10 protein-coding genes are annotated in these 12,772 nt (G+C 27.2%); 9 read left to right on the top strand and 1 reads right to left on the bottom strand.

Going from position 1 to position 12,772, the window contains the following annotated elements; genetic code table 4:
- The first annotated feature begins 1 nt into the window (after position 1).
- Together AAHM92_RS03575 and AAHM92_RS03570 are read left to right on the top strand one after the other, a co-directional pair.
- Positions 2-691: a tRNA (adenine(22)-N(1))-methyltransferase gene (locus tag AAHM92_RS03575; RefSeq protein ID WP_500222038.1), complete on the top strand. Its 690-nt coding sequence runs from the start codon at positions 2-4 to the stop codon at positions 689-691.
- Positions 691-1,485, top strand: a complete 795-nt coding sequence (locus AAHM92_RS03570; RefSeq protein ID WP_500222036.1) for a Nif3-like dinuclear metal center hexameric protein — start codon at positions 691-693, stop codon at positions 1,483-1,485. Before AAHM92_RS03575 ends, AAHM92_RS03570 begins: the two co-directional genes overlap by 1 nt.
- An 84-nt stretch (positions 1,486-1,569) precedes the next feature.
- Here AAHM92_RS03570 and ispH read toward each other — a convergent pair whose 3' ends face one another.
- Positions 1,570-2,439 carry a 4-hydroxy-3-methylbut-2-enyl diphosphate reductase gene (gene ispH / locus AAHM92_RS03565; RefSeq protein ID WP_500222035.1) on the bottom strand — a complete coding sequence of 290 codons (870 nt, stop codon included), beginning with the start codon at positions 2,437-2,439 and terminating at the stop codon, positions 1,570-1,572.
- Positions 2,440-2,550: 111 nt separating this feature from the next.
- Here ispH and AAHM92_RS03560 point away from each other — a divergent pair, with 111 nt between their 5' ends.
- From AAHM92_RS03560 to AAHM92_RS03530, 7 genes are all read left to right on the top strand, one after another.
- Positions 2,551-3,288 carry a hypothetical protein gene (locus AAHM92_RS03560; protein ID WP_500222033.1) on the top strand — a complete coding sequence of 246 codons (738 nt, stop codon included), beginning with the start codon at positions 2,551-2,553 and terminating at the stop codon, positions 3,286-3,288.
- Between the two features lie 81 nt (positions 3,289-3,369).
- Positions 3,370-5,718, top strand: coding sequence for a hypothetical protein (locus tag AAHM92_RS03555; RefSeq protein WP_500222031.1), 2,349 nt, complete (start codon positions 3,370-3,372; stop codon positions 5,716-5,718).
- A 479-nt stretch (positions 5,719-6,197) separates the two neighbouring features.
- Positions 6,198-7,052 (top strand): HAD-IIB family hydrolase, encoded by an 855-nt coding sequence (locus AAHM92_RS03550; protein ID WP_500222030.1) that lies wholly within the window; start codon positions 6,198-6,200, stop codon positions 7,050-7,052.
- A 5-nt stretch (positions 7,053-7,057) separates the two neighbouring features.
- Complete coding sequence (locus AAHM92_RS03545; protein ID WP_500222028.1) at positions 7,058-8,158, top strand: nicotinate-nucleotide adenylyltransferase; 1,101 nt, start codon at positions 7,058-7,060, stop codon at positions 8,156-8,158.
- On the top strand, positions 8,158-8,835 hold the full coding sequence (gene mtnN, locus AAHM92_RS03540; RefSeq protein ID WP_500222027.1) for a 5'-methylthioadenosine/S-adenosylhomocysteine nucleosidase: 678 nt from the start codon (positions 8,158-8,160) through the stop codon (positions 8,833-8,835). The genes AAHM92_RS03545 and mtnN overlap by 1 nt, the downstream gene beginning before the upstream one ends.
- 90 nt (positions 8,836-8,925) lie before the next feature.
- Positions 8,926-9,660 carry a class I SAM-dependent methyltransferase gene (locus AAHM92_RS03535; protein ID WP_500222026.1) on the top strand — a complete coding sequence of 245 codons (735 nt, stop codon included), beginning with the start codon at positions 8,926-8,928 and terminating at the stop codon, positions 9,658-9,660.
- Between the two features lie 38 nt (positions 9,661-9,698).
- Positions 9,699-12,686 carry a DEAD/DEAH box helicase family protein gene (locus tag AAHM92_RS03530; protein WP_500222024.1) on the top strand — a complete coding sequence of 996 codons (2,988 nt, stop codon included), beginning with the start codon at positions 9,699-9,701 and terminating at the stop codon, positions 12,684-12,686.
- Positions 12,687-12,772 lie beyond the last annotated feature (86 nt).

Here is a 12,772-nt window from a genome sequence, read left to right as displayed (position 1 = left end):
TATGAATTTTTTACGACCCAGGTTATTAACTATAGCAAGCTTGGTTTCTGATGGAGAAGTTGTAGCCGATATAGGTACTGATCACGCTTACTTATCTATTTATTTAGCAAAAGCAAATAAGGCCAAAAAAATATATGCTACTGATATTGCAAAAAAACCACTAGAAGTAGCTAAAAATAATATTGATAGTTTTAATGTTTCAGACAAAGTTGAAACATTATTAGAAAACGGAATTTCTTGAACAAAATCAAGAAATATAAAAATCTCTTCTTGTATTATTGCTGGGGTAGGTTCTTCAACTATTTTAGATATACTAAAAAATGATAATGACAACATCGATTGTTACATTATTTCTTCTAATACTAATCTAGAACCGATAAGAGAATGGGTTAAGAAGAATAAATATTACGTAGAAAAAGAAGTAATAGTTTTGGATAATGATATTATTTATGAACTAATGAAAGTAAATAAATACGCTGGTCAAAAAATAAGAACAAAACAAGATTTAGTTTTTGGTCCAATTTTAAAAAAAGATAAACAAAATAAACTTTTTTTAGAGCGTTGAATGAAAGAAGAACAAAAACTACATTTACTTCTTAATAAAATTCCAGAGCATACAAAGAAACATAAACAATATAAAAAAAGAGAGCGTTTCATAAAAAAAATGCTAAAGAAGGAGATTAATAAATAATGCCAAAAATTAAAGTCAATAATCTAATAAAATATCTTAATGACATTTTTCCACAAGTAACTGCTGCTGAATGAGACAAGGTCGGTTTTCAAATTGAAGAAGTTTACAATCTACCAAGTCAAGATGAAATAGATACAGTTGTAGTTTGTTTAGATGTTACTAAAGAAGTTATTGAGAAAGCTATTGAACTTAAATCTAATTTTATAATATCTCGACATCCATTTTTATTTAACTCACTTGAAGAAGAAATGAAAAACCCAGCTAAACGTAGAATGCGTAATCTACTTATAGAACACGAAATTCAAGTATTTTCTATTCATACAAACTACGACTGTAGTGTTAGTCAAAATATAATTGAATTATTGTCTACCCAGTTTAATATCAAAAAAGTCGAAAAAGTTGGAGAAACTAATGAAGGTTATAAAATAAATCTATTAAATGACGTAACTCTAAAAGAGTTAGTTGATAAAATGAAATTTATATTCGGCCGCAAACAAGCAAATCTAACAAAAAATATAGACTTAGACAAGTTTGTTAAAAAGTTTTATTTAACTACTGGTTCGGGAGCATCAACCATGAGTTATTTGGAGCTTGAGAACGAAGTATTTATAACTGGTGAAGCAAAATGAGATCAATGGTTATATGCAGATCAAAATAATATTGATTTAATAACTGTTGGTCATTACATGGAAAATCATTTTATTGACGATATTAAGAACAAGTTACTTAAAACATTTAATGATGACTTAAAAATATGTGCATTTGATATTAAAAATACATTCATAATCTATTAAAAAAATAAAAAAACCTAAAATAAAAATTGGTAACCAGAAGCATTCCCTTTTAGTACCAATTAATATTTATAGGTTTTTTTCTTTCTAAAGCTCTTCTAAAAATTTAATAACTTGATTTTGGATTATACTAGATGTAGATGCACCAGCTGTGACTGCTACTGTTTTAATATTTTTTAAGTCATCTAAATCTATATTATTTTTTGTGTCTATTCGTAAAGTTTTTATTCCTTTACTCAAACCCAACTCAACAAGTTTGAGAGTATTGTTACTTCTTTCATCTCCAACAACATATAAAAGGTCAACCAAATTAGAATCTAAATCTAAGACAGCTTGTTGTCTAACTAATGTTGCCTCACATATATCATTTTTATAAAGACATTTATCATACTTACTTTTAATTGCTTTATAGATTTCTTCTGTATCTATTATTGACAAAGTGGTTTGATTTGTAACAAATATATTTTCATTTTCTATGTTGAGATTTTTAACTTCTTCAACGGTTGTTACTAAATGAACTTTTTCTTTATTTATACTTGTTAAAGCAATTGTTTCAGGGTGATTATGTTTACCAATAAAGATTACATCGTAACCTTTACCTAAATATTCATTAATTAAAATTTCGGTTTCTAAAACTCATTCACATTTAGTATCTATCGTGATTAATCCTAAATCTTCTGCTAATTTTATAACCTTTGCATTTGTACCATGCGCTGAAAATACAACCACACTACCTGATGGTATATTTCTTATTATTTCTTCTCTAGGAATTTTTCAGTCATCTATTGCTATGATACCTAATTCGCTAAGTTCATTAACTATTATTTTATTATGCACTAACAAACCTATCATATATACTTTTTTATCTGGGTACATTTTTAACGCATCTTTTGCCATTTTGATAGATTTAACTACTCCTAAACAAAAACCTCTTGGGGTTACTTTAATTACGTTCATTTGTATACCTCGCTAAAATTATTTTATAAGAAATATGTAGATATTTTAGTGTTTATTTTATTAAATGTAAAAAAATCCTTTAAAATATACTTATATTGATTGGAGAAAGTTATGAAGAAAATAATAGATTTTAATACAAGATTAAAACCTTACAAGAGTCTTTATAAAATATTTTGGTTATCATTCACACTTGTTGTCTTATTTCTATTTCAATTAATAATGCTTTCACTTACTATTGTTGTTCCTCATATAAACTCTGGTTTTTTTTATTGATCTCGTGGTGTTCATTCTTTGTTGTTGGATTCTCGTTCAGAACCACATTCTAGTCAAGGATTTATTTTTGCTGCAACTGTTTTAGGTTTATTTCCTTCGATTGCTATAATACCTTTTCTATATTTTATTTCTGCAAACTGATATATTAATGAGAAGTTAAGCGAAAAGTTTATAAACACCCCGAAAGTTAAATATATGAAATGGAGCAAGTTCATTCATTTCGCTATAATAGGAAGCGTTTTTATATTAATTCCAGGATTGATCTCACTAATGAATGGGGGAGGGTTATTACCTCACCATACCTATAAAGCAATAAGTGGTGCGTTTAGTGATGATTTTAAAATAAGAACTGCTGGAATTGCTGCATTTTTATATTATGGTGTTGGTTGTTTATTTACTTCAATAGTGGTTTTTTGAGCATTAGGGATGATTTTAAAATGAATACAAATAAAAATAAGTGCAATATTAGGGAAATGGCTTGAAAAATATCGTGAATGAAAAAGTAAAAAAAGAGACCTGAAAATAAACAAAATAGAAGCTAGAATACAAAATAAAAATAAAAAAAAGAATAACTAGTCTTAATAAATAACACCAATATCAATCTAAAATTAAACATTTAAGATATAATATTGTTAATAAAAAGGAGTTGTTAAATACATGAATAAACTGATAATGTTACTAGGTTCAATTTCTATATCTAGCGCTTCTCTTTTAACTGTAGTATCTTGTGGAAGAACAGGCAGAATGAATGTTATTACAAGTGAACAAGAAAAAATTACTTCATTAACTAGTTTGAAAAAAAGCTCATTAACCGAAAATAATGTAAAATTAGGTGGAAATATCTCAACTGAAGAAATATGAAAATTAGTTGAAGCTCTTAAATTAACTGAAGTAATAAAAAATAATCCCACAGCAACAGCGATGATCGAAAGTCTTCGCTCTTTTGTTATGTCTAATATGTTATTGTCAGAAATTGCAGCAAAAGTACCGGGATTAGGTTGAATTGTTCAAAAATTACAGTGACAAAATTTAAATTGAGGTTTTAATCAACTTTACGATGTAGATAACGAAAAAAGTGCATTTGCAAAAAATGCAAGTGGATGAATGGAAAATAATGACCAATGAAGTATATCTGTAACATTTTTGAATGAAGACTTAACAGGTTGAGTAGGAATAAATAATCCTGTATATGCTCGTATAAACATCAACCAAAAAGTAGGAGTTAATGATGACGGAACAGTAAATCTAGAAAATTCTAATCCTGATGCAGTTTGACCAGACGAAAATAACAAAATTGATGGATCTAGTGCATTTTTACCGATTGCTTCATCTACAAGTGATCAAACAAAAAAACGTGGTTTTATATATCAAGGATTTGTTAACTCATCTGAACTTATAAATTTGACAGACATTTATGATCCGAATAAAACTACACTCCCTAGTGGTTCATTAATTTATACTCCATCTGCAACAGATTTTGTAAACAACTCTATATTACAAGGTGATATCGTTAATGAATCGCTTAAAAATGCTAAAGATGAGATAAAAAAAGCAATCGAAAAATATTTATTAAATGACCCAATATTTATAAGCGATAATATGAATGCAGATCACATTCAAATAAGAATAAAAAATCAAATTTATGCTGTCTTATTTAAAGAACTTTTATTAAGAAGGAAACGAGACTTTAAGGAAGAACAGTTGGTATATTCTAACTCATTAATTACAATGTATTGAAACTCGATAATAACAAAGGCAAAAAGAGTGCGTGATTCAGAATATATCAATTCTGATGACTATAATACTATTAATAATATAATCGAGGACTTCATCAATAAAAAAGATAAAGATTTATCTACTGACTTTTCTAAGGATGGTGGTCTTTCTGAATCTGAAGCAAATACTGTATATGAAAATCTACTTAAAATTATCAAATTTAGTAAAAATGACAATGATGTTTCTAAGACAGAAGTTGATTTTGCTGAAAAAAATATAACAACAGAAATGTATAAAAGAAACTATGATTTCTCAAGTAATTCATTCAATAATGGTAATGATATTCCGCTACTTAAACCAGAAAATTACGAAGATTTTGGTCTAAATGGTAGTTATCAATTTAAAGTAATATATTACAATAAACCAATTGCAGAAAGTGATCGACCAGACTTCACTTATTTGTCAGACGAAAATAAAACTCCATTTAAAGATGATTTTATTTCTGATCTTGGGTTTAAAAATGTATTTACTAAACCAAGATTTGAAACATTACTAAAAACGTTTAATAAAAAAAGCAACATGAATAATCAAACATTAATAGACGATTATAAAGATAGTGAAGTGAATGTTATTGAACCATTTAATCTAAGCGAAGTTGATGATAATAATGTAAAAAATCCATCATGGTTTAAAGATGCAGGTTACTTAAAACAATGATTAGGTGATAATGCTGATGATTCTGATTGAAGAATTAAGAATCTTTTGGGTGTTATAAATAAAACATCAAAAGAAAGATTAATACAGATTTTCGATACAAGTTCGAAAACACATGAGAATATTACCAATTATAATTTATCAGCTAGTAATCTTGTCTTTGGTGAATTAACCAACCATTCAAATCCGTCAAGTCCTATAAATGGAAAATCTAATGATGATGAAGCATTTGCAAAACTTATCTCTAATAAGAGTGGAAATGAATTGCCATTCCACATTGTAGACGTTGATAAAAACGGTAACTCTGATTCAAGAGATTTTATACATGAGGCTGGACTAGAAAATTTACAACCATTTAACCTTAGACTTATGGTTGGTACATTGGATACCTATGGTAAAAAAGTCGATACATTAGATTATTCACAATGATGGTATAATGACTTATACGATTTATCATCTACAAAACTTGAAGTATGACTTAATATTTATAAATCTGATTCAATATATCAAGCGTTTGTTAATTATTGAAATGACAATGTTAAAAACAATGAAAACAATCCTGATAATAATATTTAGAAACAAAAAAAGACGTTCGAAACGTCTTTTTTTTATTATGTAAAATGTAGTACATACATTTATATATAGTTGATTTGTTAATAATTAAAAAATATGAATGAGTAATGAATAAGACTTATAATAACTCGTAAACTTATGGAAAGTGATTATAAGTCAAGTCGAAAGAAAGGATGTTATAAATAAAACTATCAACAACCTTATAATGAGGCTCGAAAGTGATGCGAAAGAGCTTATCATTAACAGTTGTTTATCCATAAGTTGTCTAAATTGACAAAATAAGAATAACAAATATTTTAATGAGTTGCAATAATTTTTCATTTTTTTTTAAAAAGTTATTGATTTTTCTTTACCATAAAACAAATGAAATTTATTTTCAACACAAAAAACTTAAAATATTTTTTAAATATAGTATAAGGACAAACTTTATTTAATGCTAAAATAAGTTTAGAAATCAAAAAATTATAGGAGAGATATTTATTATGGCGATGCCTTTTATAGCTTGTGACCTAGACGGTACAATTGTTAGAAATGAAGATTTCAAGATCTTAGAATCTACAATAAATGATATATTAAATTATCAGCAAAATAGCGGTTCTAGGTTCTTTATTGTAACTGGAAGATCGTTTGAAACAACTAAAATGTATGCTAAAGAATTAGAGGTCAAGTTACCAGTAATTGGTTGCAATGGTGCAGTAATAACAGACCCCACAACTGGCAATGTTATATTTGAAGATGTAATAAATACCGAGATAAGTGTTAAATTAATAGATTTCTCTATTGAAAATCAACTTGACTTAGCTTTCTATACTTCATCTGCTATGATTGCCTTGACATTCTCTGAAAGAGCTAATTATTTTAAAAAAGCTTATGCAGATATCGACAATCATATGAAGCCAAAAATTGTTTTTACTGATAGTCTTGAAGACATGAAAGAAGCAGTCATGAAAAATATCCATAAACCTGTTAAATTTTTGTTCTCGTTTCCTCAGGAAGGAAATGGAAAAATAGTTGAAAATACTAATAATCTATTATCAAACCTTGGTTTAAATCACCCCATAACTTTAATGAATAATAGAATACTTATTGATGCGATGAATTCAAATATCAATAAGGCAACTGGTTTAAAGAAATGAGCAGATTTAGTTGGGGTTGATGTTGAGCTGATCCATACAATTGGAGATAATAACAACGATATTGAAATGACAAGGCAATCCAAGTTTGGATGCGCTGTCGACAATGCTGTCCCTGCACTTAAAAATACAGCTAAAACTATCTTAAAATCTATTGAAGATAATGGGGTTGGATTGTATCTTTCAACTTTATTAGAAGATTAATGAGAATGAAAAAAATAGCTTTATTCGGTGGAAGTTTTGACCCAGTTCATACTGATCATGTCAATATTGTAAAAACTTGTCACTCGTATTTAGGATTTGATGAAGTTTGAATTATACCTGCATATGTAAATCCTTTTAAGGTTTTGTCTAGTTCAAGTGTAAAACAAAGACTTGAGATGCTTAAATTAGCTACCAAGAGTCTTGACTTTGTACAAATTAAAACTTTTGAAATTAGAAAATCTACAAAAAGTTATACATATGATACGGTACGTTATTACAAAAAGGAGTTTCCTGATTATAAATTTTCATTTATAATGGGTTCTGACCAATTGGATAATTTTGAAAAATGAGATCATTTTGAAAAATTGATTAAAGAGATAGATTTTAAAGTTTTTTTAAGAAATAAAATTTTTAACAAAGATGTTATCAAAAAATATAATATTGAAACTTTCGAATTTGAAAATAATTTTCTTAGTTCCACAAAAATTAGAAATTTAGAAGATTTACATTTACAAATTAAAGAAGTGAATGATTATGTCAATTCAAAATTAATGTATTTGTATGAAAGACTTGAATCTAAAGTTGATGAAGAAAGATATTTTCACTCATTAAATGTTGGAAGAGAAGCTTTAATGTTAGCTAACCTGAATAACTATGATTTGAACAAGGCTTTGATTGCGGGTACACTTCATGATATTGCAAAACAATGAAGTGATGAAGCAATGATAAATGCATTAAGTTCTTTTGATAAGACTTTGCTAAAAGAACCTAAACCTGTATGACACTCATTTGCTGGTGCAATCCATATTAAAAACGATTGACTTATGGATGACGAAGATATATTTAGTGCAATATTTAAACATACGGTTGGTGATAAAAAAATGTCAACCTTGGATATGATAGTATTTTGTGCTGATAAAATCTCTTCGGAAAGAAAATATAAGGACGTCGATAAATATCGCGCATTAGTTTATTCTGACTTGAAAACGGGATTTATAGAGTTGTTGAAAAATCAATTTGAAGTTGCTGTTTGAAAGCATGGGATGGATTCCATCGGGACTAGGTTAAAAGAAGCTTATTCATATTGAGTAAAAGGTGTTAAATAATGAATGTTTGTATAATTTTTGCAATGAAAGAAGAAGCGCAATCGTTATTAAACGATTGTGAAGCAAAACAAATATCAAGTTGGCCCTTTAAAGTCTTTCAAAAGGATAATATTTTGATTGCAATTAGTGGTATTGGTTTAGTAAATGCCTCTAGTTGTCTAACATTTTTAGAAACTAATTATAAAATAAATTTTTACATCAATTGTGGGCTTGTTGGATCTGTTAATGATGAATATAAGTCATTAGAATGTCTAGTTATAAAGAAAACTTACTTTAGCACTGCCAATGCTACTGGGTTTGGATATAATTACGGTCAAATTCCTCAAATGCCAAAATTCTTTTCCTCAGATTTGAATCTGATAGACCAATTTCTTAAAACAAATAAAGATATAAAAATATGTAATATTGCCTCTAGTGACATATTCATTAACAGCCTTGAAAAAAAAGAATCATTTATAGTTCCTATAAAAGACCAAATTGATGTTGTAGATATGGAGTATGCTGCTCTTTGCCAGGCCGCGTACTTGTTTAAAAAACCCATTTTTTCGTTTAAAATAGTTAGTGATAAATTCACTAACAAAACAAATGAACAGCAGTTCAAAGAAATTCTTGATATTGCCAGTCAAGAAATTAGTTCTAGAATGATTGTTTATTTGAAAGATATAAATTTAATCTAAACTTACCTTACGGTAAGTTTTTTTATCATCAATCTATTTAAAATATTATAAAATTTGTTTATTGTATAATTATTAAATTGGAGATAAATTATGGAAAATAAATATTCTAAATACAGTTGTATTCTTTATAATGAAACTAAACCACCTGGAACTAGTGTTGATGGTGATTTGGAGTTCTATAAAAATTTATTGTTGCCAGTAGAAGGTTATATATTAGAAGCGGGTGTTGGCAATGGAAGACTTTTAATACCATTATTAAGATACAAACTCAATGTTATAGGAGTAGATAAGTCTTTGGAAATGATTGAAATCTGTAAACAAAATATGAATAGGGCGGGTTTAAATGCTAGTATTATTCATACAACCCTTGAAAATTATGTCGAGAACAATTTTTTTGAATTTATTATTATGCCGAATGCTAGTTTTTGTTTGTTAGAAAATAGAGAAAAGGCAAATATAGTCTTGAAAAACTTTTACAGTAACCTTAAATCGGGGGGTACTTTGGCAATAGATTTAATTTTCCCAATAGACTTTAAAGCAGGTGCTAAACATTCGATGGAACATAAATTGAATAATGATCATGTGGTTGTAGAGAATTACTCTAAAGAGATCAATTGATATGAACAGTATACAATCAATGAAATTAAATACTATGTTGACCAAAATCTTTGTGAAACACAATTAATGAAATTACGATGATATGGTGTTAAAGAATTTGAAGAAATGCTAAGTAATATAGGCTTTACAGATATTGAGGTAATCAAAAATTATAATAATAAAAGAATTCTCAATCTCAAAACAATCACAATCATAGGTAAAAAATAAGTAAAAATTCTGTTAAACTGAAAATGAGGTTAACCAAAATGAGTAATTTTAACAATGGAATTTATGAACTTTTATTAACAAGATTAGAAGCGGATGCTTTTAAGGAAGACGAACTTGATATATTAGAGGATGTTGACGATGAATGATTAATTAATCAGTTCTCACGTTTTCTTAAAGAAAAATTAAAACAATTTCAAGAGAAAGCAGATAAAATAAATTATTTGAATAATTTTTTAAAAAATGATAAATTGTCTGAATTAGTTGCTAACAGAAAGAATCTTGAAAAAAAATTTTATATTCATAATTTAAGTCAAAATAAAATAATAACGAGAAATCTTGATAAAGAAATGCATCAAGAGTTTTTTTCTTGTGATAGAATCAAAATTATTTGTCCTTTCCTAACAAAATGAAGTGTAACAGAACTAAGAGAAATAATTAAAGAAACTGATGAAAGCGTTATGATAAAAATTATTACAACTACTTACAATGGAGAATCTAATTTTTTGGATATTGAAGGCTTGCAAAAATTAGTAGAAGATTATCCTAGTCGTATTAGAGTGAAAATAGAAAATCTTTTTAGCGAAAATGTAAATAGATTACACATCAAGTCTTATTTATTTGAAAGAGATAGTGGATTTTCTTCTCTTTACATTGGAAGTAGCAACTTTACCAAAACAGGTTTTGTAACAGGTAAAGAATATAGTGTTAAGATTAGTGAATTTAGAGAAAAAGAAATTATCAAACAAGCAATAAATGACTTCGACAACTTATTTGAAGATAATTTATTTATCGATATTTTAGAGAAAGAAAAAATAACTACCATAAAAAACTTAATGTACGATAATTTACCTATTGAATATTTAGATAGAGTGAATAAACTTCAAAAAGACTATAAACCATATGATTATCAAAAAGAAATTCTTGTTAATTTTGAGAAAAAGCTATTAAGTGGTATAAAAAAACACTTATTAATTATGGCGACAGGAACAGGTAAAACAGCAACCTTAGCTTTTATTTATGGAATTTTGCAAAAGTGATCCAATAACAATGAACCGTCCTTATTATATATAGCACCATCAACAGAAATATTGAAACAAGCAAAAGAAACCTTCCGTAATATATTAAACATAGACGACTTTGGTGTTGATTTATACGATGGCATTAATCCAAATTTAAATATCAAGAAAGAAAAAGTAATATTTACTACTAACTATACAGGTAATAATAAAATAGAACAATTTAAAGATACTTATTTTGATATCGTTGTATTTGACGAAGCTCATCACTTAGAGGCAACCACTTTCTTAAATATTTACAATGCTGTAGTGAAAGAAGATAATTTCGTATTTGGTCTTACAGCAACACCTGAAAGAACTGATGGTATAAATGTATTGAAATACTTTGGGGATGAACCCTTGGTAGATATCAGATTATACGATTCATTAGAAAAAGATTTTCTTTGTGATGTAGATTATTATTTCATCAAAGATAATTCTATTGATCTTAGTGGATTTGATATTTTAAAACGTGAAGGTGAATACTTAAAAACCTTAAGTTCTAATAAAAGAAATGATTTTATTTACAAAACAATCATGGAGCATCTTGGTCAAAATAATTCTCATATTAGAGCCATAATGTTTTGTGAAAGTGTTGAGCAAGCGGAAACTTTAGACATATATTTGAAAGAACATGGAGAAAAAAGTGCGCTACTGGTTTCTGAAAGTAAGAAAATGAAAAAACCTCCAAAAGAAGTTATATCCGATTTTAGAGAAGGAAGAGTAAATTATTTGTGTGTTAGAGATATGTTAAACGAAGGTTTTGATGTTCCAGAAGTGAATTGTGTATTTTTTCTAAGACCAACAACATCAAAAATATTATACTTACAACAACTAGGTAGGGGTTTGAGAAAACATTTGGATAAAAAACTTAGAGTTTATGACTTTGTTAATAATATTGATATGAAGGTAAACAAGAGATTTAACCCATTGATTCCTATACAAGTACTTACTAAAAATTTAAACTTACAAGAAATTGTTAAGAAATTTAATTATATAGATACTTACTTACCAGGAAACACAAGAATTATAATGGACGAATATATTAAGCAAGACTTGATCTCAAAGTTAAAAACATTTGAGTCCAATAATCTATATCATGAGATTATGGAAAGTTATGTTACTGGAATTTTCGAAGACTACGAGTCGTTCTTTAATGATTATGGTATCAATATAATAAGCTTTTACAAAATGAGATCTTTCTTTAAAGAAAATCGTAACCGTCTAACAATATTCAAAAAGTTCTCTTATATAAATTTAAGAGAAGTCTTGGAAGGTTTTTATTACATTCTTGAAAATAAAAAGTTTGTTTCAAATAGTAGAATAAACTTTCTATTTTTAAACAGTTATTTTTATAGCATAAACAAATCTAATCCTCTTTATAACGATGTTCAAAAAGCTTTAGAAAGTATTTTTGAAGATGATAATAAGGCTTTTATAAGAGAACTTACATATTTAATAAAATATAAGCTAAAAAATGATAAAAGTTTATTAAACAACATTGTCGATGAAAGTATTGAATCATTCAAAAATATATATTTAAATGTTAATCAAGCAAAAGCATTGCTAGGAAAAATGGTTAATATGCAATCTTTTACATCTGATACACAAAATAAAGGTATTGTAAGATGTCTTAACAACGAGTTGCTAATTGATTGTAGTTCTGAGACAGCGTTAACTAAAGATGGTCATAGAAATAGCTACGACTATAAAAATAAATTTTTATATTGGGAGTCACCAAACGGTTGAACCACAAATGAAAATATGAAACAAAAAAATCAGTTAGAGATGGAAGATACAAAAAATTTCAAAACCTTTGTTATATATCAATCAAAAGATTTAGCAGAATTAAAAGAAGACTTAAAGCAATTAGTAGGTATAGTTGATAAAGTCCATAACAGTAAGCAAGTACAAATATTAAAAGATGGAAAACTAATAATTAAAGTTCAATATACTTTGGAAATTAAATAAAAAAAGCAATTTCAATTGCTAACCTCTTGCAAAAAAAAAAAAAAAAACTATAATTACTCTCATAAGAGATCGCAATCTCTTTCTAG

The sequence above is a fragment of the Spiroplasma endosymbiont of Melanargia galathea genome (assembly GCF_964031075.1).
Classification (GTDB): Bacteria; Bacillota_I; Bacilli_A; order Mycoplasmatales; family Mycoplasmataceae; genus Spiroplasma_A; species Spiroplasma_A apis.
The sequence above is the reverse complement of the archived record's forward strand: the minus strand, read 5'-3'. Positions and strand labels throughout refer to the sequence as shown.